Here is a 26418-nt window from a genome sequence, read left to right on the forward strand (position 1 = left end):
AGGGTGGGAGAACCCCGGAGTACCGCATGCGGGAAACGGCGGCGGCAGAAGGCGCGGCGGGCGGGACACGGGCGGTGACATGAGGGACGTCGATCCCGGTCGTCAGCCCGTCGCCGCGTCGGCGGCCTGGCGCAGGTACGGGAGGAAGCCCGTGACCGATGGGGGGTGGGGCGTGCGGGGGGTGGCTGTGTGGACTGTGCGGGTGGGGGCGTCCGCGGGGTGGAGGCTCGCCAGGGCCACGCCGTGGGGGAGGGCTTCGGCGGCAAGCATGGGAACCAGGGTGAGTCCCAGGCCCGCCGCGACGAAGCCGAACTTCGCCGTCCACTCGCGGGCGACGTAGTCGATACGGGGCCGGAAGCCCTGGCGCAGGCAGGCGCTGATCAGCGTCTCCTCCGGCGACTGGCTGCCCGCGACCCAGCTTTCGCCGGCCAGGTCCGCCAGCCGCAGCGGGCGGGCACCGCCGGCCAGCCGGTGGCCGGCGGGCAGCGCGACGAGCACCGGGTCGTCGAGCAGATGCGTCAGTGCCACCCCCTCGTACGCCGCCATCTGCTCCGGGTAACCCGACACCAGCGCCAGGTCCAGCCCTCCGGCCGCCAGCGCGGCGACGTGGTCGCGGCTGTAGCCCTCGACGTGCGTCACGCGTACGCCCGGGTGGTCGGCGGCGAACGCCGCCAGTGCGCGGGGTACGAGGGCGGCGTCCGCGGTGGCGAAGGAGCCGAGCCGCAGCCGCCCGGCCGCGAGCCGGTCCAGGGCGGCGAGGTCCCGGCGGGCGTCGGCGAGCCGGTCGAGGGCGGCCTCGGCGTGGCCGAGGGCGTGGCGGCCCTGCTGGGTCAGCCGTACGCCGCGGGGCAGCCGGTCGAAGAGCGGGGCGCCGAACTCCGCTTCCAGCGCGGCGATCTGCCGGGACACGGCGGACTGCGTGAACCTCAGTTCGGCGCCCGCGGCGGTGAAGGAGCCGTGGCGGGCGACGGCGCGGAAGACCTCCAGCCAGGCAGTGTCCATACAGGGGCTCCCGGGGCGAGACGAAGGCATGCGCCGGCATGCGCTTTCCGCATCGTACGCATGCGGGACATTCGTTGGTCAGATGGATGGCGTCCGCCTAGCGTTCGGCACATGACGCTGCAGACGACCTTCGACAACCCCGCCGCCGTCCCGCCGCCCGCGGGCAACTTCTCCCACGTCGTACGCCTCGGCCTCGGCGGCGACGGCGCCCTGCTGTTCGTCTCCGGGCAGGTCGCGCTGGACGCCGGCGGGCGGGTCGTCGGCCCCGGGGACATGCGCGCGCAGGCCCGGCACGTGATGGAGAGCCTGAAGGCGATCCTCGCCGCACACGGCGGCACCCTCGCGGACGTCGTGAACATCCGTTCGTTCCTCACCGATATGAGCCTGCTCGCGCAGTACGCGGAGGTCCGTCGCGGGTACTTCTCCGGACCGCCGCCGTCCAGCACCACCGTCGAGGTCTCCCGGCTCTTCCGGGACGGCGCGCTGCTGGAAGTGGAGGTCGTCGCGGCGGTGACCGGCGGCCGAGGGGCGTGAACTGCCGCTCGCGCGCCGGTGATCGGCGCTGAGCCAGGCCGTACGATAGCGCGGTGCTGGTCAAGTGGATTCGCTGCACCGTGGTGGACCGCCGGGGTTTCGAGCGGGGGCAGCGAAAGTGGGCGGGGCTGCCCGGCGAACCGGGCTTTCTCGGGCAGGGCGGGGGCTGGAGCCGGGCGCGCGAGGGTGTGGTGCACCTCATTGCCTTCTGGGAGAGCCGGGCGTTGTACGACTCGTTCATGGCCCGCTCCCACGACCGGCTCGCCGCGGCCCAGCTCGGCACGTTCCGGGACATGCGGGTGCGGCTCTTCGAGTACCGGATGGACGTGAAGACGGGCTTCGAGCCGCGCTTCGAGGGCGCGGACGTGATGCGGCTCGCGCACTGCCGGGTGCACGAGGAGCGGGTGGAGCACTTCATGCTGATGCAGGAGAAGGTGTGGAATCCGGCGATGGCCGGATCGCCGGGGATGCTGCGGGGGGTGCTGGGGCAGTCCGGGGAGGGGGAGTTCCTGGTGCTGTCGCTGTGGTGGGCGAAGGCGGAGCACGGCAAGTACCGCGAGGAGCGGGTGGAGCGGCTGGCGCTGCGCGCGCAGACCGCGGCGGACGTGACGGCGCTGGCGGGGGACGTGGTGGATCTCGTGGAGTCCTGGACCGTCTGACCGGATGCCCGGGCCGCTACGCTGTGCGCGAGATGACACCGGACCCCGCTTCCGCCCCGCCGCCGGACCCGTCCCGGGCTCCGGACACGGCCCGGGAACCGGCCCCGGACCCGGCCGCAGCGGCCGGCCCCGGCCGGGGAGCCGACGTGCCCGACGGCGCGGGCGCGCGCGGCGCTCGCCTCGTTCGCGCCCTCGCGAGCCTGCGCGGGCTCGCCGTCGGCGACGCGCTCGGCGCCCTGTACTCCGAGCCCGGCGGCTTTCCGCTCCTGGCCCGCCGTGAACTGCCGCCCGCGCCATGGCGGTGGACCGACGACACGGAGATGGCGGCGTCGGTGGTGGCGGTGCTCGCCGCGCACGGCCGCGTCGAGCAGGACGCGCTGGCGGCGTCGTTCGCCGGCCGGCAGAACGCCGGCGGCCCCCGCGGCTACGGGCGCGCGGTGAACCGGATCCTGGGCCGGGTGCGCGAAGGCGAGGACTGGCGCCGGCTCGCCGCCGCCCTCTTCGACGGGCAGGGCTCCTGGGGCAACGCCGCGGCGATGCGGGTGGCCCCGCTGGGCGCCTGGTACGCGGGGGACGTCCAGGAGGCGGTGCGGCAGGCGGAGGTCTCGTCGTACGTCACCCACCAGCACCGCGAGGCCGTCAGCGGCTGCATGGCGGTGGCCGCGGCGGCGGCGCTCGCCGCCGGCCGGCCCGCCGGAGCGGCCCCCGGCCCGGCGGACGGCGCGAGCGGGCCGGCCGGGGGCGCCGCGCTGCTCGACCAGGTGATCGCGCTCGTGCCGCGCAGCGCCGTGGCCCAAGGGCTGCGCCGGGCGCGGGACATGCTCGACTACGACGACGTCGCCACCGTCGCCGCCGTGCTGGGCAACGGCCGCCGTACCAGCGCGCACGACACCGTGCCGTTCGCCCTGTGGTCGGCCGCCCGGCACCTCGGCGACTTCACGGGTGCCTTCTGGGCCACGGCGCAGGCCGGCGGGGACGTGGACACCACGTGCGCGATCGTCGGCGGCGTGCTCGCGGGCGCGGCGGCCGGAGCGCCGCCGGCTGCATGGGTACGGCACGTGGAGCCGCTGCCGGAGTGGGTTCCCGCGGCCGCGGACTCCTGACGAAACCGCACGGACGGGGCCGGCCCGCGGCGTAGCGGAGACGGCCGAACACGCGCCGAAGCACCGCGCCGCACGCGCCGCAGGCGGCCCCACGGCGCGGGCGTACCCGGTGGCCCCGCCCCGCTACTGGCGGGGCTACCGGCTTCCGGGGCGCCGCCTCAGGCGACGCCCGGTCCCGCCGTGCCGGAGAGGGCTTCGAGATCGCTCTTGCGTACCTTGATCGCCACCACGGCGACGACCACGGCGAGCAGCACCATGACCGTGGCCGCGACGAACCCCATGGACATGCCCTCCGCGAGCACCTTCTGCCCCCACGGCGGGGGCAGCTCGCCGGTCTTGTCGAAGACCGCCTTCTGCTCCGGCGTGGCCTGCGCCGTGAACGACGGAATCTGCTCCTTCGCCTCGTCCCTGCTGGCGGTGCCGAACACGGTGGTCAGGATGGACAGGCCGAGCGAACCGCCCACCTGCTGGGTGGCGTTGAGCAGGCCGGAGGCGGCGCCCGCCTGCTCCGGCGCGACGCCGGAGACGGCGGTGATGGTGAGCGTCACGAAGTTCATGCCCATGCCGAAGCCGAAGACGATCTCGGGCCCGAACACCCCGCCCATGAACGAGCTGTCGGTGTCCAGGAACACCAGCCAGCCCATGCCGACCGCGGTGATGAGCGAGCCGCCGACCATGAACGGCTTGGGCCCGAGCACCGGCAGGAACCGCTGCGCGAGGCCCGCGCTGGCGACGATCGCGACGGTGATCGGAAGGAACGCCACGCCCGCCTTGATCGGGCTGTAGCCGAGGACGTTCTGCGCGAACAGCACGAGGTAGAAGAAGATGCCGAACATGGCGGCGGCCAGGCTCAGCATGATCACGTACGTGCCGGAGCGGTTGCGGTCGGCGAACATCTTCAGCGGCGTGATGGGGTCCTTCGCGCTGCGCTCGACGAAGACGAACGCCACGAGCAGGATCAGGGCCGCCGCGAACGAGCCGATCGTCAGACTGTCACGCCAGCCCTCCTCGGCCGCGCGGATGAACCCGTAGACGAGCGCGGCCATACCGAGGGTCGACGTCAGTGCGCCGGAGATGTCGAAGCGTCCGGGGTGCCGCTCCGACTCGTTGATGTACAGCGGGACGGCGGCGATGATCAGCACGCCGATGGGGACGTTGACGAAGAGCACCCAGCGCCAGTCGAGCCACTCGGTCAGCATGCCGCCGGCGAGCAGGCCGATGGCGCCGCCGCCTGCCGAGACCGCCGCGAACACACCGAACGCCCGGTTGCGCTCGGGGCCCTCGGGGAACGTGGTGGTGACGAGCGCGAGCGAGGTGGGCGAGGCGATGGCACCACCGACGCCCTGCAGCGCGCGGGCCAGGAGCAACTGCCACGGCTCCTGCGCGAAACCGCCGAGCAGGGATGCGACGATGAAGAGTGCGATGCCGAAGGTGAAGACGCGGCGGCGGCCGAGGATGTCGCCGGCCCGGCCGCCGAGGAGCAGCAGACCGCCGAAGGTGAGGGTGTACGCGCTGACGACCCAGGTCAGGCCGGTGGTGGAGAAGTCCAGATCGTTCTGGATATGCGGAAGGGCGATGTTCACGATCGTCGCGTCGAGCACGACCATGAGCTGACAGGCCGCGATGATGACGAGCGCCATGTTGCGCTGGTCACCACGAGGAGCCTTGCCCGTCTCCCGCTCGTTCGCTAGTTGAGAGGTTGTCACCATGTTCCCCATACATGTGAAATAGTGAACGGTAGCGTTCACTGATGAACTGAGCGTAGGCGCCCCCATGAGGGAACGCAAGCGTTCACTATGGCCGCTAATGGAGAGACCGATATGGGTAGTTCGCGCCGGACCGCTCCCGGAGCGTGCACCGAGACCAGCCGGAGCCAGGCGGGGGGAGTTCGCCGCCGAGGTGACGTACTCGAACGCGCCATCCTGGACGCCGCCCTCGAACAGCTCGGCGTCGCCGGCTGGAAGGGGCTGACGATCGAGGGCGTCGCCGCCCGTGCGCAGACCGGGAAGGCGGCCGTCTACCGGCGGTGGGCGTCGAAGTCGGCGCTCGTCGAGGACGCGCTGCGGGCCGGTGTGCCGCCGCTGGAGACCCAGCCGGACCGGGGCAGCCTGCGGGCCGACCTCACCGAGTTCTGCCGGGCGCTGCGCGACCGGATGTACTCCAGCGGCGGCCAGGCCCTGCGCGCCGTGCTCGACGAGTGCGACCGCGAGCAGGCCGAGCAGTTCCACGAGGTGGTGATGGGGCAGATCATCGAACCGGGCAAGGCGCTCATCGCGGAACTGCTGCGACGGGGCGTCGAGCGGGGGGACGTGCGCCCGGAGGTGAACGGGGACCTGGTGCTGGACGTGCTGCCGGCGATGATGATGTACCGGCACAAGACCACCGGCCGGGACCTCAGCGACAAGGACATGGACGACCTGGTCGACCAGGTGATGGTGCCGCTGCTGCAACGGCAGTGAGCGCACGGCCGCCGGCTGCCGGTGCCCGCCGCGGGTGCGTGCGAGGCGGGCGCGGGCCGGGTCGTAAGCTGACCTTGTGAGTCCCTACGAGCCGCCCACCCACCGCGTCGAGCGCTCCCTGCGCGCCACCACGGGCGCCAAGGTCGTGGCGGGCATCGACGAGGTCGGCAGGGGTGCGTGGGCCGGCCCCGTCACCGTGTGCGCGGCCGTCACCGGCCTGCGCCGCGCGCCCGAAGGGCTCACCGACTCCAAGCTGTTGACGGTCAAGCGGCGCGAGGAACTGGCCGAGGAGCTGACGGGGTGGGTCACCGCGCACGCGCTGGGCCACGCCTCGTCGCAGGAGATCGACGAGCTGGGCATGACGGCGTGCCTGCGGCTCGCCGCGGGCCGGGCGCTTCAGGCGCTGCCGGTACGTCCGGACGCGATCATCCTCGACGGCAAGCACGACTATCTCGGGGCGCCCTGGCGGGTCCGTACGGTGATCAAGGGCGACCAGTCGTGCGTCGCCGTCGCCGCCGCGTCCGTGCTCGCCAAGGTCCACCGTGACGCCCGCATGGCCGAACTGGGCGCCGCGCGCGCCGAGTACGAGCCGTACGCGTTCGGGGACAACGCCGGCTATCCCTCGCCCGTGCACCGCGCCGCCCTCCAGGAGTACGGGCCCACGGACCAGCACCGGCTCTCCTGGGCGTACATGGACGGCCTGGACAAGTGGCAGCACCTGAAGCGCACGCGGATCGCGCCCGAGGCCGCGGAGCTGGAGGCGGCCGGGCAGATGGGGCTGGACATCTGAGGTACGCGGCCCCGCGGTTGGGGCTGCGGGCCCTCCTGCGGGCGCGGCGGGGCGCGGGTACCGGATGCTTCAGTGGCCCACCCGCTGATGTGCTTGTCACGGCCGTTTGATAGACATGCGCCCATGCCTCTCCCTGCCGAGGACTCTCCCACCCACGAGAGCGTCCCGGGCCGCAGCGCGCCCCCTCGTCCCATCCCAGGCCCCCGACCCGTACGGCCGCGTGGCGGCTCCCGTTCCGGCCCCGGCGGCCGCGCCCCCGGTGCCACCGCGCCCGGCGCCCGTCCCGCACCCGCCGGCGCTCAGGGCCGGCCCGCCGCCGGGCCGCAGCTCCAACTGATCCCCGCGACGCCCGACGGTGCCGTCGACGCCGCCGACGAAGCCGTCGACCTGCTGCTGGAGTCCGGCCGCGCCCCGGCCGAGATCCTCGTCCTCACCACCGGCGATCCGCACCCCTGGGCCGCGCACGAGTTGTCGTTCGGCGAGGACGGCTACTGGGCGCAGGAGGCCGCGGGGGACGACGTCTTCTACGCGTCCGCCACCGCCTCGGAGCGGCTGGCCCGGCGGCCGGTGGTCGTGGTCGCCGTCAACGGCGGCGGCGACGACGCGACGGCCTCGGCGCTGCCGGCGGCGATGACGCGCGCGACGGCGCTGCTGATCCTCTGCGGCGACGCGGACTACATCAACGGCGTGCTCGGCGTCTCCACCTGAGTGCCGCGCTCCGCCCGCGGGCGGAGCGCGGGCGGCTCAGACCGCCCAGGAAATGGTCTGTCCCGCGTCGGCCTCGCGCGGTACCGCCTCCGGCGGCTGCCGCGCCCGCGGGCCCTGGGCCGTTCCGATCTCGCGCGCGGGGGCGTCCGCGGTGAACTCCGCGTCCACCGGGGGCCCGTCCGCGTACGGGCGGCGCCCGCCGCGGCCCTCGCTCAGCACCTGCCAGCCGCCGCCGGTGAGCGTGATGTAGGCGCCGCAGCGCAGCCCGTGCAGCGTGCAGGCGTCCCGCAGCCCCCACATCCACGCGCCGTCCTCCTCCGTCCAGCCCGGGTCCCCGGTGCGGCAGTACAGCAGCACCGCCGTACGGACGGGGAAGCGGCGGCGCAGGTCGTGCGGGATGACCCGGCGCAGCCGGGCCAGCAGCGCGTTGCGCACGTCCCAGCCGTCCGCGGCGGCCTCCGGACGCCCCGCCTCGTGCCGCGCCAGCGACGCGCTCGCGCGCAGCCGCTCGTCGGGGTCGAGCACGGCGATCACCGCCGTCTGCGGCGGCGGCAGGTGGCGGGCGTGCAGGCCGGTGACGATCTCACGGGGGTTGCGCAGGAGCGGGATGCCGGCCGCCGCCCACTCGGCAGGTTCGAGGATGCGGCCGGACGGGCCGGTGTCGCCGGTGGCGGGGCCGAAGACCAAGGGCACTCCCTGGGGCTGGGGGCGTACGGAACGCACGGCGGGGGCGAACAGGCGTAGGAGCGCAGCGTCGAGCAGCCCGGGGGACCGGGCCGGCGCTGGGAGCGAACCTCAATTCTCCCCGCCGAACTGGCCTGCGGCAATGCGGCATTGTCGACAGGTCCATGTTCTCCGGTCGCCGGGCGGCCGCGGGACTGGCCGTTTTCGGGCCCCCCGCCGGCGGTTGCGGTGCCGCTTTCCGGCCGGGGCGGGGCCGGTGTCCCACCGGTGTCCAACCGCGTATCAGCGGTATTCACCGTGCGTGAGGTGGCTGACTGTCGGTGCCATCGGGTTGCATGGGGGCATGGACGATCAGGAGCTGCGCGCCGAAGCCGACGCCGTTCTCGCCGGGCTCGTCGGCGATCCCGGCGGCCCGGCCCGGCTGCGGGAGGACCAGTGGCAGGCCGTGGCGGCCCTGGTGTCGGAGCGCCGCCGCGCGCTGGTGGTGCAGCGCACCGGCTGGGGCAAGTCGGCGGTGTATTTCGTCGCTACGGCGCTGCTGCGCCGCCGCGGCGCGGGCCCCACAGTGATCGTGTCGCCGCTGCTGGCGCTGATGCGCAACCAGGTGGAGGCCGCGGCGCGGGCCGGCATCCGGGCCCGTACGATCAACTCGGCCAACCCCGAGGAGTGGGGCGCCATCCACGAGGAGGTCGAGCGCGGGGAGACCGACGTGCTCCTCGTCAGCCCCGAGCGGCTGAACTCCGTGGACTTCCGCGACCGGCTGCTGCCCGAGCTGGCCGCCACAACCGGCCTCCTCGTCGTCGACGAGGCGCACTGCATCTCCGACTGGGGCCACGACTTCCGCCCCGACTACCGGCGGCTGCGGGCCATGCTCGCCGACCTGCCCCAGGGCGTGCCCGTGCTGGCGACCACCGCGACCGCGAACGCGCGCGTGACCGCCGACGTCGCCGAGCAACTCGGCACCGGCGGCGGCGAGGCCCTGGTGCTGCGCGGCCCGCTGGACCGGGAGAGCCTGCGGCTCGGCGTGGTCCGGCTGCCGGACGCCGCGCACCGCCTCGCCTGGCTCGCCGAGCACCTGGGCGAACTGCCGGGCTCCGGAATCGTCTACGCCCTCACCGTCGCCGCCGCCGAGGAGGCCGCCGCCTTTCTGCGGCAGCGCGGCTACCCGGTGGCCTCGTACACGGGGCGCACGGAGAACGCCGACCGGCTGCAGGCCGAGGAGGACCTGCTGGCGAACCGGGTCAAGGCGCTGGTTGCCACGTCCGCGCTGGGCATGGGGTTCGACAAGCCGGACCTGGGCTTCGTCGTCCACCTGGGCTCGCCGTCGTCCCCGATCGCGTACTACCAGCAGGTGGGCCGCGCCGGCCGCGGCGTCGACCACGCCGACGTACTGCTGCTGCCGGGCCGGGAAGACGAAGCCATCTGGCGCTACTTCGCCGACACCGCCTTCCCGCCCGAAGTTCAGGTCCGCCAGACCCTCGCCGCGCTCGCCGACGCCGGCCGCCCGTTGTCCGTCCCGGCCCTGGAGGCGGCCGTCGACCTCAGGCGCACCCGGCTGGAGACGATGCTCAAGGTGCTCGACGTGGACGGGGCGGTCCGGCGGGTCAAGGGGGGCTGGACAGCCACCGGCCGCGAGTGGGAGTACGACACCGAGCGGTACGCCTGGGTGGCGCGGCAGCGCGCCGCCGAGCAGCAGGCCATGCGGGACTACGTGAGCACGCCGGGCTGCCGCATGGAGTTCCTGCGCGCGCAGTTGGACGACGAGGGGGCGGCGCCGTGCGGGCGCTGCGACAACTGCGCGGGCGCGTGGATCGGCGCGGGCGTCTCCGCGGAGGCGCTGACGGGGGCGGAGAAGGAGCTGGACCGGCCGGGGACCGAGGTGGAGCCGCGCCGGATGTGGCCGACCGGCATGGCCGCGCTGGGCATCGACGTCAAGGGCCGTATCCCGGCGGGGGAGCAGGGCGCCACCGGCCGGGCGCTGGGACGCCTCTCCGACATCGGCTGGGGCAACAGGCTGCGGCCGCTGCTCGCACAGAACGCCCCCGACGCGCCCGTGCCGGACGACGTGCTGCGGGCCGCGGTCGACGTCCTCGCCGACTGGGCGCGCTCCCCCGGCGGCTGGGCGGCGGGCGGGGCGGACGCCCCGGCGCGGCCGGTGGGAGTCGTCGCCGTGCCGTCCACGTCCCGGCCGCTGCTCGTCGACTCGCTCGCCCGGGGCATCGCCACCGTCGGCCGGCTGCCGTACCTCGGCACGCTGGCGTACGCGGACCCCGACGGCGGCCACGTCGTGCGCCGGAGCAACTCAGCGCAGCGGCTCGCCACGCTGACCGGCACCTTCGCCGTCCCCGACGACCTCGCCGCCGCCCTGGCCGGCAACCCGGGCCCGGTGCTGCTCGTCGACGACTACACGGACTCCGGCTGGACCCTGGCCGTCGCGGCCCGGCTGCTGCGCCGGGCGGGCGCCGAGGGAGTGCTGCCGCTGGTCCTCGCGGCGAGCGGCTGAGACGGGCGGGGCGGAGCCCGGAGAGGCGTCGCTCGGGCCTCAGCCGCCGAGCGGCCGGGCGAGTGCGACGATGACGCCGGCCGGGCCGCGGAGGCAACGGCGCGGTGCACTACGGCTTGCGCAGGAGGTAGACGAAGTAGCCGAGGTGGTCGCGGACGAAGGTGCGGAACAGCGGGATCGAGGCGTCCATCGCCGCCGTCGTCTCCAGCCCGTAGCGCTCCCGGATCTCGTCGTGGTGATCCCGGTAGAGAACGGTCATGACCTCGGCGTTCATGAGGACGTCATGGGTCTGGTTCTCCAGCCGCACGAGCTCGAAGCCCGCCTCGCACGCCAGCCGCAGCCCCTCCGCCAGCGGCAGCGGCGGCGGTGACGTCCAGACCTGCCGGAAGGTGTCCAACTGCGCGCGCGACGGTTCACCGCGGCGGGTGAACTCCGTCATCAGGAACCGCCCGCCGCGCGGCAGCACGCGCCACGCCTGGCGCAGTCCGCGCAGCCGGTCGGCGATGTGGGCGAAGGAGTCGATGGCCCAGGCGGCGTCGAACGAAGCGTCCTCGTAGGGGAGTTCGAGCGCGTCGGCGAGGGCGAACGTCACGCGGTCGGTGAGCGACGCGGCGACGGCCCGCTCCCGGGAGCGGGCGACCTGCGTCTCGCTGACGGTGATCCCCGTGACCCGCGCTCCGATGCGCTCCGCCAGCCGCACGGCGGGACCGCCGGTGCCGCTGCCGATGTCGAGCACGTGGTCGGTCGAGCGGGGCGCCAGGGCGTCGATGTAGTAGTCGGTCTGGCGGTCCATGGCCTGGTCGGCCAGCTTCCCGAGGGTGGTCGCGGGCAGGCCCGCGTCCTCCGCCGACCACCGGCCGACGTGGATGGCGGAGGTGCCCTGCGTCAGGTCGTACAGCGGGCCGAACCGGTCGTACGCGGAACCGACCTCCTCGGGCGACGGGGGAGCGAGGTTGCTGTCGTGCGCGTCGGATGCCATGGCGCGTGGCCCCTTCGTGTCGGCTTACGTCGCCTTCCTCGCGTCACCGTAGAGGCCGCCGGAGCCCTGAGCCCGAACCGAACCGGCCAACCCGCGGGTTGGCCGGATTCCCCAGGTCCGGGAGGGTGATGGCATGACCCGGTCAGGGGTTATCCACAGGGGTCGCGGATCTCGCGGAGACACGAAACCCTCATGCCATGACAACGCACAACGAAACGCAGGTCGTGCTGCGCAGCCCCGCCGAGCTGGCGGACGCCCTGCCGTATCTGATGGGCTTCCACCCGGACGACAGCGTGGTCCTCGCCGCGCTGCACGGCGAGCGGGGGCGGTTCGGCGGCCGGCTGCGGCTCGGCATTCCACCCGATCGCGACGGCTGGCCGGACGTGGCCGCGCAGCTCGCGGAATGCCTCATCGAGGGCAGCGCGAAGCGGGGCGACAAGCCGGACGGCATCGTCGTCTTCCTCTGCCAGGACCCCGGCGTGGGCGAGCAGCCGCGCGAGGTGATGGAGCGGCTGCGCTCCCTCGCCCAGCGGCTCCGCGTGGCCTGCGGACGGCTGGAGGTGCCGGTCGTCGAGGCGTTGTGCATCTCCGCCGGACGCTTCTGGTCCTACCTCTGCCCCGACGAGGGCTGCTGTCCGCCCGAGGGCACGGAGCTGGTCCCGTCCGGCAGCTCAGCCATGGCCGCCGCCGCTGCCTACGCGGGCGTGCAACGGCCCGGGTCGCTGCGCGCGCTGGAGGGCAGGCTCGCCCCCCGGCACCCGGACGTGGACCGGCAGACGCGGGCGCTCGACGCGGCCGGCGGCTCGCTCGTGCCGCGGATCCTGGAGCAGGCCGGCCGCGAGACGGTGCGCGCGGAGACCCTGGCGCTGACGGACCGGCTGATCTCCCGGCTCACCGAGGCTCCGCCGCCCGCGGGGGAGGCGGCGGCGGACAGCGATGAACGAGACGACCGGCTGCTCGCCGACGACGAGTGCGCGGCCCTCATCGTCGGGCTGCAGGACCGGCTCACCCGCGACCGCGCCGCGGAGCGGATGGAGGGCACGGAGGCGCCGGGCGCGCTGCGGCTGTGGCAGGCGCTGGCCCGCCGCTGCATCGGAGCGTATGTGGAGCACGCCGCGGCACCGCTGACGCTCGCCGGGTGGGTCGCGTGGTCGAGCGGCGACGAGGCGGCGGCCCGGGTCGCCTTCGGCCGCGCCCTGGAGTCCGACCCGGAGTACCTGTTCGCACGGCTGCTCCACCAGGCGGTCAACGAGGGCCTGGACCCGGAGCCGTTGCGGCGCTCCCTGCGCCGCCAGCGCCGCGCCCAGGAGGCCGCCTCACCGGCGCCGGCGGAGCCGCGGTCCGAGCCGTCCGCGGCGGTGACGACCAGGTCGCGGGCCCGGCCGCTGTGCCTGCCGCCCGCCCAGCCGTCGAACCGCGGCTCCCGGCGCCCGCCCGGCCGCCGCGCGTCGCGCCGTGCCGCCCGGCGCCGCGACGTGCGGAGCAAGGAGTAGCGATGACGGAATGAGGGAGCGGTGCGGGGCGGCCGGCGGGCCGTCGGCGTGACCTGGAGGGGCTTGCGGGCGTTCTCACGGCGGCGGCCGGTCGCCGCCTCGTCCGTCCACGGCTTCCCGAGAGGACTGCCGCGTGTCTCCCACCCCCCAGCCCCCGCGTCAGAGGCCACCCGTGCCCGGCCCCGCGCACGACGCGCTCGTCAGCGTCGCCATGCCGGCGTTCGCCGTCTCCGCCCGCCACGGCCAGCTCGACGGCCACGGACTCGAAGGGTTCTACCGGGCGGGCCGCCGGCTGGTCGGACGGCTCCGGCTGCGGGTGGGCGGCGTCGAGCCGCTGCCGGTGCAGGGGCGCCGGGCGGGGGCGGACCGGGTGCGCTTCGTGGGCACCGTGCGCACCGGCGCCGAGTCGGGGCCGGACCCGGCCGTGGTCGTGGAGCGGGTGCGGCACGCCGCCGGGGTCGAGCGGATCACGCTGCACAGCAGCGCCACCCGCGTGCTGCGCCTGACGCTGGAGGCCGAACTGGGCACCGACCTGGCCGAGCTGAGCGCGGTCGCCGCCGGACACGACCGCCGCGAAGTCCCGGCCAGCGTCCATGAGTCGGGCCTGCGCTGGCGCCCGCTCCCGACGCCCGTGGATCCCGGCCGCGAGCCGGACGCCGGCCCCGGAGACAGCGGGGGAGCGGGAGCGCGCGCCGGCGACCCGGCACGGACCGGCACCGCGCCCGGCGGCGGCGCTCCCGGCGCCGAGACGCACGGCGGTGCCGGGCGTGGGGGTGGGGCGACGCCCGGCGGCGGAGCACGGGGCGCCGACGGAAGCGGCGGAGGGGGAGGGGGTGGGGGTGGGGCCCCCGGGGTGGGGGCGTTGGTGAGCGCGGACCCGCCGCCCGACGACGTGATCGCCGCGGCCGGGCTGCTGCGGTGGCAACTGGAGTTGGCGCCGGGCGGGTCCCGCACGCTGGAGCTGCGGATCGGCACGGACCAGGCGGGGCCGCGTGAGCTGCCGCCGGTGCCGTGGTCGCCGGCCGCCGCTGCGGCGGGCGACGACCCGGAGGTCGCCCGGTTGCTGGACACCGCGCTCGACGACCTGCGGACCCTGCTGCTGCGCGATCCGGCGGAGCCGGCCGACGTCCACCTCGTCGCCGGGGTGCCCTGGCGTTGCGCGCTGGCTCCCGCCGACGCGCTCTGGGCGGCCCGCATGCTCCTGCCGCTGGGTACGCGCCTGGCCGCCGGCACCCTCCGCGCCGTCGCCCGCACCTGGCCTGCGGCCGCCGCCGGGGCTCCCGAACCGGCGCGGCTGCCGGGCACCCTCCGCGACTCCGGTCCGCATCTGCCCCCGGCCGCCACCGGGGTCGAGGCCACCCTCCTCTTCCCCGCCGTGCTCGCCGAGGCCCGCCGCTGGGGGCTGCCGGACCGCGATCTCGACGGCCTCCTGCCCGCCGCCGAGCGCTGCCTCGCGTGGCTGCGCACCGCCGCGGACGACCGCGGCTTCGTCCCCGACCCCGCGCCCGGCGGCCCGTACCGCTGCGAGACCCAGGCCCACGCCCACCGCGCCGCCCTCCTCGGCGCCGAACTCCTCGACGTCTGCGGCCGTCCCGGCGCCGCCGAGTGGCGCCAGTGGGCCGCCGGCCTGGGCGAGCGGTTCCGTGCCGGCTTCTGGACCGAGGATGCCGCCGGCGGCAGGCCCGCGGCGGCCCTCGCCCCCGACGGCCGTCCGCTCACGCACCTCGGCAGCCCCGCCGCCCACCTCCTGCCCACCGCGGCCGACGCCCTCGTCCGCGCCCCCGGCGGCGCACCGGCCGGCCCCGGGATCGCCGTGCCCGCCCCCGGCGACGGCAACGGCCACCCTGTCGCCGACGCCGCAACCGGTCTCCTCGACAAGGCCCAGGCCGGTCAGCTCGCCCGTCTCCTCGGCGGCCCCGCCCTCGATTCCGGCTGGGGCCTGCGCAGCCTCGGCGCCGCCGAGCCCGGCTTCAACCCCTTCGGCCACCGCGCCGGCGCCGTGCACGTCCACGAGACCGCCGTCGCCGTCGCCGGCCTCTTCACCGCCGGCTACGACAAGGAGGCCGGCGCCCTCCTCCGCGGACTCCTCGACGCCGCCGGTCACTTCGGCCACCACCTCCCCGAGATGTACGCGGGCGACCAGCGCACCGCGGGCGGCGCCCCGCTCCCGCACCCGGCCGCCTGCCGCCCGTCGGCCGTCGCGGCCGCCGCGGCGGTGCACGTCCTCAGCGCGCTCGCCGACGTCGCCCCCGATGTCCCCGCCGGCGCCGTCGCCGCCCGCCCGCCGGCCACGGCCCCGCTGGGCGCGGTGCAGCTCACGGGCTGGCGGCTGGCCGGCGAGCCCTTTGCGGTACGGGTCAGCCGCCTCGGCCTCGCCGTCGTCGACGAGGCCGCCCCCGGCCTCCAACTCGGCTCCTGAACCGGCGCTCCGGCCCGTCCGGCCCGGCTCCCACGAAGTCCTGATTATCGTCAGGCAGACGACTAAGATCCCCGCCATGCCCCCCTACGAGGCGTCCGCCTACCCGCCGTTCGCCGTGACCGTCGACCTGGTGGTGCTCACCGTGCGCCGGCACGCTCTGAGCGCCCTGATCGTCCGCCGCGGTGAGGCCCCCTTTCAGGGCCGGTGGGCGCTGCCCGGCGGTTTCGTGCGCGAGGAGGAGGACCTGACCGAGGCGGCGGCCCGCGAACTCGCGGAGGAGACCGGCCTGCATGCGCACGGGCCGGTGGAGGAGGACACCCCCGCGCACGCCGCGCACCTCGAACAGCTCGCCACCTACGGCGATCCCAAGCGCGACCCCCGGATGCGGGTGGTGAGCGTCGCCCACCTCGTGCTGGCCCCGGACCTGCCCGCGCCGCGCCCCGGCGGCGATGTCGGCGGCGCCCGCTGGGCGCCGGTCGAGTCCCTCATCGGTCCCGCCGACGGAGACGAGGAGCACCCGCCGCTGGCCTTCGACCACCGGCGGATCCTGGCCGACGGGGTGGAGCGGGCCCGGTCGAAGATCGAGTACTCGTCGCTGGCCACGGCCTTCTGTCCGCAGGAGTTCACGGTCGGGGAGCTGCGCCGGGTGTACGAGGCGGTGTGGGGCGTCGCCCTTGACCCGCGCAACTTCCACCGCAAGGTCACCGGCACCCCCGGCTTCCTGCTGCCCACCGGCGGCACCACCACCCGTCAGGGCGGCCGTCCCGCGCAGCTCTTCCAGGCCGGCGGCGCGACGATCCTCAATCCCCCGATGCTGCGCCCCGAGGTCTGAGGACCGCCGGCCCGCCCCGGGCCGACCGGCCTCCCCCTCACGCCCGTCCGGACATACGAGTCGTACGAGCACACATCCGCGACGCCGCACCGCGCTCCGGAGTGAAATCCCGGTCCCGGCGCACCTCCTGCGCGATCATCCCTATATGTCGGATATCAACCGATTTCGGGAGGCGCGGTGATCCAGGCCATCGGACTCACGAGCAGGCCCCGCGGCGGCCGCCCACCGGCCGTACGCGACCTCACCTTCGAAGCCGAGGCCGGCACCGTCACCGCGCTGCTCGGCGAGCCCGGTGCCGGCAAGACCGCCGCGCTGCGCCTCATGCTCCAGCTGGACGGCGGCCGCGGCATCGCGCTGTACGACGGCCGCCCGCTGAGCCGGCTCCCCGCCCCCGCCCGCGAGGTCGGCGCCGTGCTCGGCGACGTCGCGGGACACCCCGCCCGCACCGTGCTCAGCCACCTGCGCATGCTCGCCGCCGCCGTGGGTGTCCCCGCGGCCCGCGCCGACGCCCTGCTCACCCACGTCGGCCTCGACGCGCTCGCCGACGACCGGCTCGACGCCCTCTCCCTCAGCATGGACCGCCGCCTCGGCCTCGCCACCGCGCTCCTCGGCCAGCCGCACTCCCTGCTGCTCGACGATCCGGTACGCGATCTGCCGCGCCGCGAGGCGGCGTTCTACTACGCCCTGCTGCGCGAACTGGCCGCCGCCGGCGTCTGCGTCGTGCTCACCACCGCCCAGCCGCGCGTCGCCGCCCGCTTCGCCGACCGGGTGCTGACGCTACGGGCCGGCCGGCTCGTCGCCGACGAGGAGGCCGACGACTTCGCCCGGCTGCGGCTGCGCCCGTGCGTCATCATCAGGACGCCGCAGTCCGAGCGGTTCGCCAGTTATCTGACGCGGCAGGCGAGCACGCCGGAACGGCGCATCGAGGTGGTACGTCGCGACGGCGGCGCCCTGGCCGTCTACGGGACCGACAGCGCGGCCGTCGGCGAGCTCGCGTACCGCAACGGGATCCTGCTCCATCAACTCACCGACTCCTCCCACGAGTCCGTCCTCACCGTCACCCCCGGTGCCGACGCCGGGATCTCCCCTGCGGGCACCCTCACCGCCACCCTGGAGCCCGGCACCGACACCGGCCCCCACACGGCCACCGACACCGGCGCCGAGCCGCCGGCCGCCGGCGACACCCCGCCCGCCGGCACCCTCATCCCCGCCCCCCTGGCCGCCCCGGACGACTCCCCCCTCGCCGGCCCGCTCCGCCACCGCTGGCTGCCCGGTCCCGCACACCCCCTGCGCTACGAGCTGCGCCGTGCCGCCTCCGGCTCCCGGCTGCCCCGCGTCGCCGCCGCCGGCACCCTCGCCGCCTCCATCGCCGGCGCCGCCCTCCTCGCCCACTCCGCGGGCGGCTCCGCCGTCTCCGACGCCCCCGCCGTCCGCATGCTCACCGGCTGGGCGCCGGTCTTCCCGCTGCCGCCCGCCGCGATCGGCGCCGGGCTGCTGGGTGCGCACGCCTTCGGCCAGGAGTTCAGCTTCCCCTCGCTCACCCCGGCCGTCGGCGCCGTGCCGCGCCGTCTCGGCCTGCTCTTCGCCAAGCTCGCCGTGAGCACGGCCGTGGCGCTGCTGCTGTTCGTCGCGGTGCTGCTCGCGGACGCGACGGCACTGCTGGTGCTCTTCGGCGACGTCGTGGACATGCCCGCGGACGGCGGTCTGCAACTGCTGAGCTGGGCGGGAGTGACGGTGGGCTGCGCCTGGACGGGGGTGCTGGCCGCCGGGCTCTTCACCTCGGCGTCGCTGGGGCTGGCGGCCGTGCTCACCGTGCCCGTCGCCGTCGCCCCCGGCGTCCACGCGCTCGCCGACACCGGCGCCGTCCGCCGCCTCGGAGAACTCCCGCTGCAGCTCATGCGCGTGCTGCACATCCCCCGGCCCGGCAGCGGACTGAACCTCGGCGGCGTCTTCGGCGTGCCCGCCCAACCCTTCGGGCACGCGCTGGTGTTGTCCCTCGGCGCGCTCCTCGGGGCGTACGTCCTGACCGCGGGCCGGGCCCGTTCCCTGGGGCGCGCGCTGGAGCGGAGCGGGTGTCCGAGTTTCGTACGGAAGGTTTTCAACTCGCCTGGTGAATAGCCGGTTTCCCACCGGTTTGAGGTCGCCGCGGCGTCAATGAAGGGGCGCTGGGCGATCACCCTTTCGTGTGCTTTTCACCAAAGCCCTCAAGGCGGCCTGGGAGTCCGCCGACAAAGGTGTGGTGAGTACCCTTGCGCAGACCATGATGACGGCCCGTTCCTCCGAGTCCGGCTTCGCCGGCCCCGGGGACCTGGACCGCTACCCGTACCCGGACGGCCCCGCGGCCGCCGCCCCCGCCGCTCCGGTCCCCCCGGCCGCCGCTCCCGGCCCCGCCGGGCCGCCCGCCGCTCCCGCGCCGCCCGCGTGGGACGCCGGGGAGCCGGAGATCGGCCGGGTCGGCCGCCGCGCGGCGACCAGCCGGGGCCGCGGCCTCCACGGCCAACTCGTCCAGCAGCTCGGCCAGATGATCGTCTCCGGCGATCTGGGCGCCGACCGTCCGCTCGTGCCCGAGGAGATCGGGCAGCGCTTCGAGGTCTCCCGCACCGTGGTGCGCGAGTCCCTGCGCGTGCTGGAGGCCAAGGGCCTCGTCAGCGCCCGCCCCAACGTCGGCACCCGGGTCCGCCCGGTCAGCGACTGGAACCTCCTCGACCCGGACATCATCGAGTGGCGGGCCTTCGGTCCGCAGCGCGAGGACCAGCGCCGGGAGCTGTGCGAGCTGCGCTGGACGATCGAGCCGCTGGCCGCCAGGCTCGCGGCAGGGCACGGCCGCGGCGCCGTGCAGCAGCGGCTGACGGACATGGCCGAGATCATGAGCCATGCGCTGGTGCAGGGCGACACGGTCACGTTCGCCCGTGCGGACGCCGAGTTCCACGCGCTGGTCCTGCAGGTCGCGGGGAACCGGATGCTGGAGCACCTGGCCGGCGTGGTCACCGCGGCGCTGCAGGTCTCCGGTGGTCCCGCCGGCGGCTGCGACCGCCCGAGCGAGGCGTCCGTCACCCACCACGTGCACATCGTGGAGGCGCTGGGCAGCGGCGACGGCGCCGCGGCCGAGTCGGCCATGCGGCAGCTGCTGGGCGTGCACACCGAGATCGGCGCGGGCGACCGCGTCGTGCCGGCACCGCGCGAGCACTGAGGCGGGGTACGGGCGCGAGGCCCCGGCCCCGCGCCCCCGTCGGTACGAGTACGGGCACCGCCGCCGGCCCCGGCCGGGGGACGGCGGCGCCCTGCTCCGTCCGGCCCGGCCGACCGGCGTCCCCGGGCCCACCGGCCGGACCCCCGGACGGTCCCGGAACCACCGGCCGACCGCCGGACCGCCTCGGAACACACCAGCCGACCGCGGGAGCGGGCCCGGGCAACCCCCGGACGACCGCCTGCGGACACGTTGCGGGAAGACCTCGGTGACGTACGGCGACGCCCCGCCCCGGCGCGTACGGACCACCCCCGGAGCCGGCCCGGACGCCACTCGGAGACCCCGGAACGCCGCCGGACCACCGGCCCGGAGCACCCGCCCGGCGGTACCGGGCCCCACCGGCCCCGCGCGCCCCGCGCGCCCCGGCGCGCAACCGCCGGACAGCGGGCGTACGGTGCGCTCCGCCCGGGCGTCCGCACGCCCTCCGGGCGCCCGGACGGGCCGGCGCCTGCCGGGCGGCCTTCGTGCCGCCGCGCCGGTGGCGGTAGATTGTGACCTGGGCCACGTGGATTGGGCGTAACGCTGTGCGGGAAGGCGCGATGACCTAAGAGGTGGTGGCGCGCGAATCGCGGTTCCGCCTCTACGCCGGTGGTCCATCCCCGCCACCGGTCGTTCCCATCGTTTCGAGAGGTTGTTCGTGTCGGCCAGCACATCCCGTACGCTCCCCCCGGAGATCGCCGAAGCTGAGTCCGTGATGGCACTCATCGAGCGGGGGAAGGCCGAAGGGCAGATCGCCGGTGATGACGTGCGTCGTGCCTTCGAGGTTGACCAGATTCCGCCCACCCAGTGGAAGAGCGTCCTGCGCAGCCTCAATCAGATCCTCGAAGAGGAGGGTGTGACACTGATGGTCAGTGCCGCAGAGGCGCCCAAGCGCACCCGCAAGAGCGTGCCGGCGAAGACCCCGGCGAAACGGACCGCCACCAAGGCGGTCGCCAAGCAAGCCGTCCCCGCCAAGACCGCGACGAAGAAGCCCACGGCCACGGCCACGGCGCACGCGGTCCAGGAGGCCCCCATGGACGATCCGGTGCCCGCGGGCCTGGGTGACCCTGCGGACGAGCCGGAGAAGAAGGCCGCCGCGAAGAAGACCACCGCCAAGAAGGCGGCCGCCAAGAAGACCGCGGCGAAGAAGGCCACGGGCAAGAAGGCGGCCGGCAAGAAGGGCGCCGCCAAGGACGGCGAGTCCGGCTCCGAGGGCCCGGACGACGGCTCCCTGGAGAAGGAGGAGCCGCCCGCCGAGGCCGAGGCGGAGGGCTTCGTGCTCTCCGACGAGGACGAGGACGACGCCCCCGCCCAGCAGGTCGCCGCGGCCGGCGCCACCGCCGACCCGGTCAAGGACTACCTGAAGCAGATCGGCAAGGTCCCCCTGCTCAACGCCGAGCAGGAGGTGGAGCTCGCCAAGCGCATCGAGGCCGGTCTCTTCGCCGAGGACAAGCTCGCCGCCGCCGACAAGCTGGCGCCCAAGCTCCGCCGCGAGCTGGAGATCATCGCCGAGGACGGCCGCCGCGCGAAGAACCACCTGCTGGAGGCCAACCTCCGCCTCGTGGTCTCCCTCGCCAAGCGCTACACGGGCCGCGGCATGCTCTTCCTGGACCTCATCCAGGAGGGCAACCTCGGTCTGATCCGCGCCGTCGAGAAGTTCGACTACACCAAGGGCTACAAGTTCTCCACGTACGCCACCTGGTGGATCCGGCAGGCCATCACCCGCGCGATGGCCGACCAGGCCCGTACCATCCGCATCCCGGTGCACATGGTCGAGGTCATCAACAAGCTGGCCCGCGTGCAGCGCCAGATGCTCCAGGACCTGGGCCGCGAGCCCACCCCGGAGGAGCTGGCCAAGGAGCTGGACATGACCCCGGAGAAGGTCATCGAGGTCCAGAAGTACGGCCGTGAGCCCATCTCCCTGCACACGCCGCTGGGCGAGGACGGCGACAGCGAGTTCGGCGACCTCATCGAGGACTCCGAGGCGGTCGTCCCGGCCGACGCGGTCAGCTTCACCCTGCTGCAGGAGCAGTTGCACTCCGTCCTCGACACGCTCTCCGAGCGCGAGGCGGGCGTGGTCTCCATGCGCTTCGGGCTCACCGACGGGCAGCCCAAGACCCTGGACGAGATCGGCAAGGTGTACGGCGTCACGCGCGAGCGCATCCGCCAGATCGAGTCCAAGACCATGTCGAAGCTGCGGCACCCGTCGCGCTCCCAGGTGCTGCGCGACTATCTCGACTGAGCCGAGTGCTCTTCAGCGCCCCTGACCTGCCCTGCCGCGGGTCGGGGGCGTTTTCCGTCGCCGGTGTCGCGGAAGGGCCGGTGCGTCCGCGATAGGTGCGGAAGACGGTACGAATTCGTGAACTCTCCGGGAATTGACGCCACTTGCCGGGCGTGACAATCTCGGATGCTCAGGGAGGACATGACTCATGAGTAGTGCCATGCCGTGGCACGCGGACCATCCTGTGCTGACTGCCTTACGCCGTCGCCGGGAAAAGGGACATACGCACGACAAGCCGGTGGACGACCTCAAGATCGGGCTGGCCGTCGAGGGGGGCGGCATCCGTGGCGTCGTCTCGGCCGCCATGCTCTGCGCGCTGGAGGATTGCGGGCTCAATCAGGCGTTCGACACCATATACTCCGCCTCTTCCGGTGCCATCAACAGCGCCTACTTCCTCAACGGCGAGACGTGGTATCCGCTTTCGATCTACTACGACGACCTCGCCACCCGGACGTTCGTCGACTTCCGGCGCGTGCTGCGCGGCCGCATCATGGACCTCGACTACGCGTTCGAGGTCGTGGACAACGTCAAACCCCTCGGGTACGAGAAGGTCATCGACTCCCCGACGCGGCTGCACGTCGCCGTCACCCTCGTCGACGACATCCGCACCGCCGCCGTCAACGACTTCACCTCGCGCGCCGACCTGCGGGCCGCCCTCATCGCCAGCGCCTGGCTCCCCGTCGCGCTGCGCGGCACGGCCGACTTCCGGGGCTCCCGTGCGGTCGACGGCGGCGTCCTCACCCCGCACCCGTACAAGCTGGCGCTGGAGGACGGCTGCACGCACGTGCTGTCCCTGAGCACCCGGCCCATCCAGCCGCCCGCGCAGAAGCTGTCCGTCTCGCAGCGCTGGGCCATCCGCCATCTCGACCGCATCCGCGACGGCCTCGGCAGGGGCTACGGCGAGGCCATCGAACGCTACCGGGACGAGCGCGTCATGCTGCAGCGGCGGATGACGGAGCCGGGTGACGCCCCGTACGTGCTCGACCTCGCGCCCATGTCGTGGATGCCGCAGGTCAAGCGGCACGAGCTGGATCCCGGCCGGATTCTCAGCGGCGCCCGCGGCGGGTACGAGGTGATGTTCTGCGCCGTCGAGGGCAAAGACCCGGCGCTGATAAAGAACGGCCGCATTCGCGCCGTTCCCCAACTGACCATCGTGACGAAGGACGATGCCAACAACCGGCAGCGCGCGTAATCTCCGCGCGATCATCCGCGCCTTATCCGCTACCACACCCGCACCGGGCGGTGCGGGAACCGCGACCCCGGAAGAGAACGAGTTAGGCGAGTGGGGCCGGGAGGACTGGAGCCGGGTCCTTTTCGCCCTGCCGTTCGAGGCGCACAGCTTTAGCGGCGAGTTCGAGCAGTCGTGGGAAACGGTCATCGAACAGGTGGCCCGCTGGCGTACGGAATTCGCCGCCCGTCCGGAGGCGTTTCGCCACGAGTTCCGGGCGGTCGGGGGATATCTCGGCCTGCTCCTCCTCACCCTGGTGTCGCTGGCGCACTCCTACCAGCGCCGCTACGACCAGGGGGAGCGGACGCCGCACGACTGCGCGGTCCTGTGCGTGCCGGCGGTGGCGGACCCGGCCGTACGGCAGGCGATACAGACGCTGTACGCGCCCGACGTCGCCATTCCCGACGTGGAGGGCAGCGCGGACGACGACGCCGTGACGCTCGACGCGTGGCGCGAAGTCGACATCGAGACCCTGCGGTTCCACCGCCACGGCACGACGTCGTTCATCCTGACCGGCCTCCCGCTGCGCCAGGCGCACGGCCGACGCATCCCGTTCGCCCTCAAGTGCATCGTCTACCCGTACTTGAGGGTGCCGACCATCGTCCGGGCCACCCGCGAGTACCGCTCCAGCTACGGCAACGTCCGCGCGGGGGAGGAGGCGGCCACCGAAGCGCTGCCGCTGGCCCGCGCGTGGGCGAGCAGCGGGCGGTGGATCCTGATGGACTTCGTGCCCGGCGAGACGCTGGCGGAGTATCTGAGCCGGCAGCCGGAGAGCACCCGCATCCGGCTCGATCTCCTGCGCGACCTCGGGCCCCGGCTGCTGGGGGTGCTGGACGCGCTCGACCGGTGCGGCCTGCGCCACGGCGACCTGTCCCCGTCCAACATCATCCTCAGCGGCTCGGGTTCCGGACCGGGAAGCGGTACGGGCGCCGGGGACAGCCGCTTCGTCCTCATCGACCTCGGCGTCAACTACCTCTACTCCCACACCGTCCCGGGCTCCGGCGGCCCGGACGCGGCGTTCGTCGCGCCCGAGGTGCGTAGCGAGACCATGGTGGTCGACCCCCGGCAGGCCGACCTGTACTCCGTCGGGCAGCTCCTCATCGCGATCGGCAGCGAGCACCGCGAGGCGGCCGGAGCAGGCGCGCGCGCCGTGACCGTACCCGACGCCTTCTACGCCGAGACGCCCCTGCTGGCTCGCTTCATCGAGGACCTCACCGATCGCGTCCCGGAGAACCGGCTGCTGCTGTTCCGGCCCGAGCCGGGGGAACGGCTCTATCCGCAGTTGCTCCACTTCTACGCAGAGGAGCTGGCGGCCGTCGAGGCGACCCGGGCGCAGAGTGCCGGCACCCGCTTCGTCCGGCTGTACACGCCGCTCGCCGGGGCGCCGAGGCAGCAGCTCCAGATGTGGCGGATCCGGCGCACCCAGGCGCTCTACCACGACCCGCACCGCGGCATGCACGTGCGCTGGCTGCTCTTCTTCTCCTGGCTCTCGGCCGCGGCCTGGTACGTCGCGGCCAGCATCGTGATCACGTACTGGCTGCGCGACCTCAACTGGAGCTGGGGCAACAACTACATCACCCTGCTGCAGCGCACCAACAGCGCGGGCGAGGAGGAACTCCCGCTGCTCGACGCCCTGCGGCTGGACGGTTACACCATCCCCGACCACTCCGCCAACGCCCCGGTGCGGCTGGTCGGCATGAGCTTCCTGCTGGCCGGCGCCCGGTACTACCAGAACCTCTTCGCCGGTCTCACCCCGCTCGTCGCGGGCCGGGAGCAGGGACGGCTGAGCCGAAGGGCCCTCCTGGCCGAGGTCGCGATGCGGCTGTTCACCCTTATCCCCGCCGTGCTGGTGCTGTCGACCACGCTGTTCCACCGCGACTGGTGGCCCGTCTGCACCGCCATCGGCATCCTCTCCACCGCGCTGTGCAACGCCGCCTGCCTGGTCTTCGCCCGTGCCGCCATCGCCGAGGCCCGCGGCAGACAACTGGGCACCGTGCCGAAGGGCCGGATCGCCGGCCTCGACGCGCTCTGGAGCTGGACGCTGACGGCGGGCTTCTACTCCGTGGCGTGCTGGGGCATCGGGCTGTCGATCTACGTGGGCACGGCGAAGGACGTCTACATCTACGCCGGCTCCGTCGCCGCCATCAACGTCGTGATCTTCTACCTCGCCCGGTGCAGCGGCAGCGCCGCCGACGAGGTACGTACCATCCTGACCCGCGCCTGTCTGGCCTCCGAGCGGCTGCGCCACCTGCCCGCCCCGGCGGCGACGGCGGTCCCGGCGGTGGGGGCGGCCCCGGCGGCGGCACCGGCGACGCCGTGACCGCGGGCCACCGGGATCTCCCGGGGCCGTGGGTCGTTCGGATGCCACGCTCTCGCGTGACCCGCGTCTTCGCAGGTCACGCGGGGCGTTCGGGGCCCCGCGGGCGGCGCGACTGAGGTGCGGCCCGCGCCCTGCTGAATGAGGCTGTAGTGCACGACCGCAAGCCTCACGCCGTCAGGGAGACCCCATGCGTCCGCGTCTTCGCTCGATCGTCGCCGCCGCCGTCGCCGTGCTGCTGCCCCCGGCCGTCCTCGGGCAGGCGCCGCCGGCGGCGGCGGACGGTGTGGTGGTGGGCGGGCACCCGGTGCGTATCGACGACAGCCCCTGGACCGTCGCGCTGACCAGCCGGACGCTCTTCGGCGACGAGCGGTCGGGGCAGTTCTGCGCGGGCGTGCTGGTGTCCCCGAAGGTGGTGCTCACGGCCGCGCACTGCCTCGCCGAGGAGACCCTCGGCAAGCACTGGAGCAAGGTCGGCGATCTGAGCGTCGTGGCCGGTCGCGGTGACCTCGCGGGCACCGAGGGCAGGGAGTTCGCCCTCGAACGGGTCTGGGTGAACCCCGACTACGACGCATGGACCAACGCGGGCGATCTCGCCGTGCTGCTCCTGAAGGACCCGGCCGAGGCCCGGGATTTCCTGAAGCTGGCCGAGAAGCCGGACGACCCGGCGTACGAGCCGGGCTCACGGGCCCGCGTCTACGGCTGGGGGGACACCGGGGGGAACGCCGGCTATCCCACGAGGCTGCACGCCGCGGACGTCGAGGTGCTGCCGGACACCGTCTGCGAGCGGGCGTACCCGGGCAGTCCCGACGGCCGCTACCTGGCCGCGTCGATGGTCTGCGCGGGGATGATGCGCGGTGGCCCGGACGCCTGCCAGGGCGACAGCGGTGGCCCGCTGGTCGTGAAGGGCCGGCTGGTGGGCCTGGTCTCCTGGGGCGAGGGCTGCGGTGACAAGGGCCGCCCGGGCGTCTATACGCGCATCTCGGCGGCTGTGGAGACCGTCACGGCACACAGGCCGGTCAAGACCCCCTGAGGACCGCAGACGCCCTTCAGGGCTCTCTCCGCGTGTCTGCCTTCGCGCCGCGCCAGCCGATCGTAGGGGCCCGTACCGCCCCGGAAACCGACGAGGCGGCCACCCCCCAGTGGGAATGACCGCCCATGTCCGGCCCGGGGGCCGCACGAGGCTCGTCGGGCTGACGTC

General features: G+C 74.4%; 20 protein-coding genes. 16 read left to right on the forward strand and 4 right to left on the reverse strand.

The window, feature by feature from the left end:
- Positions 1-102 precede the first annotated feature (102 nt).
- Entirely contained in the window at positions 103-1002 is a 900-nt protein-coding gene (locus ABGA99_RS00090; RefSeq protein ID WP_347581885.1) for a LysR family transcriptional regulator, read from the reverse strand.
- A gap of 111 nt (positions 1003-1113) precedes the next feature.
- Between ABGA99_RS00090 and ABGA99_RS00095 the strand changes: the two genes are divergently transcribed.
- Genes ABGA99_RS00095 through ABGA99_RS00105 form a run of 3 tightly spaced genes read left to right on the forward strand, consistent with a single transcriptional unit; the run spans position 1114 to position 3298 of the window.
- Complete coding sequence (locus tag ABGA99_RS00095) at positions 1114-1536, forward strand: RidA family protein (RefSeq protein WP_347580685.1); 423 nt, start codon at positions 1114-1116, stop codon at positions 1534-1536.
- Between the two features lie 53 nt (positions 1537-1589).
- On the forward strand, positions 1590-2195 hold the full coding sequence (locus ABGA99_RS00100; RefSeq protein WP_347580686.1) for a YdbC family protein: 606 nt from the start codon (positions 1590-1592) through the stop codon (positions 2193-2195).
- Positions 2196-2218: 23 nt separating this feature from the next.
- The gene (locus tag ABGA99_RS00105; RefSeq protein WP_347580687.1) at positions 2219-3298 is read left to right on the forward strand and encodes an ADP-ribosylglycohydrolase family protein; all 1080 of its coding nucleotides are present in this window, start codon (positions 2219-2221) and stop codon (positions 3296-3298) included.
- A gap of 158 nt (positions 3299-3456) precedes the next feature.
- On the opposite strand, the gene ABGA99_RS00110 is transcribed toward ABGA99_RS00105, so the two are convergent.
- Positions 3457-5004: an MFS transporter gene (locus ABGA99_RS00110; RefSeq protein ID WP_347580723.1), complete on the reverse strand. Its 1548-nt coding sequence runs from the start codon at positions 5002-5004 to the stop codon at positions 3457-3459.
- Positions 5005-5118: 114 nt separating this feature from the next.
- On the opposite strand from ABGA99_RS00110, the gene ABGA99_RS00115 reads away from it, so the two are divergent.
- The 3 genes from ABGA99_RS00115 to ABGA99_RS00125 all read left to right on the forward strand — a co-directional run bounded on the left by ABGA99_RS00115 (position 5119) and on the right by ABGA99_RS00125 (position 7255).
- Positions 5119-5757 carry a TetR/AcrR family transcriptional regulator gene (locus ABGA99_RS00115; RefSeq protein ID WP_347580688.1) on the forward strand — a complete coding sequence of 213 codons (639 nt, stop codon included), beginning with the start codon at positions 5119-5121 and terminating at the stop codon, positions 5755-5757.
- A 76-nt stretch (positions 5758-5833) separates the two neighbouring features.
- Positions 5834-6547: a ribonuclease HII gene (locus tag ABGA99_RS00120; protein ID WP_347580689.1), complete on the forward strand. Its 714-nt coding sequence runs from the start codon at positions 5834-5836 to the stop codon at positions 6545-6547.
- A 123-nt stretch (positions 6548-6670) separates the two neighbouring features.
- On the forward strand, positions 6671-7255 hold the full coding sequence (locus ABGA99_RS00125) for a hypothetical protein (RefSeq protein WP_347581886.1): 585 nt from the start codon (positions 6671-6673) through the stop codon (positions 7253-7255).
- Between the two features lie 36 nt (positions 7256-7291).
- Here the strand turns inward: ABGA99_RS00125 and ABGA99_RS00130 are convergent, their stop codons facing one another.
- A complete protein-coding gene (locus tag ABGA99_RS00130; RefSeq protein ID WP_347581887.1) occupies positions 7292-7942 on the reverse strand; it encodes a hypothetical protein in 651 nt (216 codons plus the stop codon).
- 340 nt (positions 7943-8282) lie between these two features.
- Between ABGA99_RS00130 and ABGA99_RS00135 the strand changes: the two genes are divergently transcribed.
- The gene (locus ABGA99_RS00135; protein ID WP_347581888.1) at positions 8283-10442 is read left to right on the forward strand and encodes a DEAD/DEAH box helicase; all 2160 of its coding nucleotides are present in this window, start codon (positions 8283-8285) and stop codon (positions 10440-10442) included.
- A gap of 109 nt (positions 10443-10551) precedes the next feature.
- Here ABGA99_RS00135 and ABGA99_RS00140 read toward each other — a convergent pair whose 3' ends face one another.
- Positions 10552-11421 carry a methyltransferase domain-containing protein gene (locus ABGA99_RS00140; protein WP_347580693.1) on the reverse strand — a complete coding sequence of 290 codons (870 nt, stop codon included), beginning with the start codon at positions 11419-11421 and terminating at the stop codon, positions 10552-10554.
- 197 nt (positions 11422-11618) lie between these two features.
- Between ABGA99_RS00140 and ABGA99_RS00145 the strand changes: the two genes are divergently transcribed.
- From ABGA99_RS00145 to ABGA99_RS00185, 9 genes are all read left to right on the forward strand, one after another.
- A complete protein-coding gene (locus tag ABGA99_RS00145) occupies positions 11619-12914 on the forward strand; it encodes a DUF4192 domain-containing protein (protein ID WP_347580694.1) in 1296 nt (431 codons plus the stop codon).
- 211 nt (positions 12915-13125) lie between these two features.
- Positions 13126-15333 (forward strand): glycogen debranching N-terminal domain-containing protein, encoded by a 2208-nt coding sequence (locus ABGA99_RS00150; RefSeq protein ID WP_347582074.1) that lies wholly within the window; start codon positions 13126-13128, stop codon positions 15331-15333.
- 76 nt (positions 15334-15409) lie between these two features.
- A complete protein-coding gene (locus tag ABGA99_RS00155) occupies positions 15410-16165 on the forward strand; it encodes an NUDIX domain-containing protein (RefSeq protein WP_347581889.1) in 756 nt (251 codons plus the stop codon).
- A gap of 177 nt (positions 16166-16342) precedes the next feature.
- Positions 16343-18283 (forward strand): ABC transporter ATP-binding protein, encoded by a 1941-nt coding sequence (locus tag ABGA99_RS00160; RefSeq protein ID WP_347581890.1) that lies wholly within the window; start codon positions 16343-16345, stop codon positions 18281-18283.
- Between the two features lie 67 nt (positions 18284-18350).
- Positions 18351-19355, forward strand: a complete 1005-nt coding sequence (locus ABGA99_RS00165) for a FadR/GntR family transcriptional regulator (protein ID WP_347580697.1) — start codon at positions 18351-18353, stop codon at positions 19353-19355.
- Between the two features lie 688 nt (positions 19356-20043).
- Complete coding sequence (locus tag ABGA99_RS00170) at positions 20044-21633, forward strand: RNA polymerase sigma factor (protein ID WP_347580698.1); 1590 nt, start codon at positions 20044-20046, stop codon at positions 21631-21633.
- A gap of 277 nt (positions 21634-21910) precedes the next feature.
- On the forward strand, positions 21911-22864 hold the full coding sequence (locus ABGA99_RS00175) for a patatin-like phospholipase family protein (RefSeq protein WP_347581891.1): 954 nt from the start codon (positions 21911-21913) through the stop codon (positions 22862-22864).
- The gene (locus tag ABGA99_RS00180; RefSeq protein WP_347581892.1) at positions 22839-25220 is read left to right on the forward strand and encodes a hypothetical protein; all 2382 of its coding nucleotides are present in this window, start codon (positions 22839-22841) and stop codon (positions 25218-25220) included. Before ABGA99_RS00175 ends, ABGA99_RS00180 begins: the two co-directional genes overlap by 26 nt.
- A gap of 187 nt (positions 25221-25407) precedes the next feature.
- Complete coding sequence (locus ABGA99_RS00185) at positions 25408-26250, forward strand: serine protease (protein ID WP_347581893.1); 843 nt, start codon at positions 25408-25410, stop codon at positions 26248-26250.
- The last annotated feature ends 168 nt before the right edge of the window (positions 26251-26418 follow it).

This window comes from Streptomyces sp. B5E4 (assembly GCF_039871555.1).
Taxonomy (GTDB): Bacteria; Actinomycetota; Actinomycetes; order Streptomycetales; family Streptomycetaceae; genus Streptomyces.

What these genes read in the sequence shown, in the direction of transcription:
- ABGA99_RS00155 (WP_347581889.1), top strand. Translation starts at nt 15,410, where the DNA reads ATGCCCCCCTACGAGGCGTCCGCCTACCCGCCGTTCGCCGTGACCGTC.
- ABGA99_RS00090 (WP_347581885.1), bottom strand. Translation starts at nt 1,002, where the DNA reads ATGGACACTGCCTGGCTGGAGGTCTTCCGCGCCGTCGCCCGCCACGGC.
- ABGA99_RS00150 (WP_347582074.1), top strand. Translation starts at nt 13,126, where the DNA reads ATGCCGGCGTTCGCCGTCTCCGCCCGCCACGGCCAGCTCGACGGCCAC.
- ABGA99_RS00185 (WP_347581893.1), top strand. Translation starts at nt 25,408, where the DNA reads ATGCGTCCGCGTCTTCGCTCGATCGTCGCCGCCGCCGTCGCCGTGCTG.
- ABGA99_RS00135 (WP_347581888.1), top strand. Translation starts at nt 8,283, where the DNA reads ATGGACGATCAGGAGCTGCGCGCCGAAGCCGACGCCGTTCTCGCCGGG.
- ABGA99_RS00180 (WP_347581892.1), top strand. Translation starts at nt 22,839, where the DNA reads ATGCCAACAACCGGCAGCGCGCGTAATCTCCGCGCGATCATCCGCGCC.
- ABGA99_RS00125 (WP_347581886.1), top strand. Translation starts at nt 6,671, where the DNA reads ATGCCTCTCCCTGCCGAGGACTCTCCCACCCACGAGAGCGTCCCGGGC.
- ABGA99_RS00115 (WP_347580688.1), top strand. Translation starts at nt 5,119, where the DNA reads ATGGGTAGTTCGCGCCGGACCGCTCCCGGAGCGTGCACCGAGACCAGC.
- ABGA99_RS00140 (WP_347580693.1), bottom strand. Translation starts at nt 11,421, where the DNA reads ATGGCATCCGACGCGCACGACAGCAACCTCGCTCCCCCGTCGCCCGAG.
- ABGA99_RS00095 (WP_347580685.1), top strand. Translation starts at nt 1,114, where the DNA reads ATGACGCTGCAGACGACCTTCGACAACCCCGCCGCCGTCCCGCCGCCC.
- ABGA99_RS00145 (WP_347580694.1), top strand. Translation starts at nt 11,619, where the DNA reads ATGACAACGCACAACGAAACGCAGGTCGTGCTGCGCAGCCCCGCCGAG.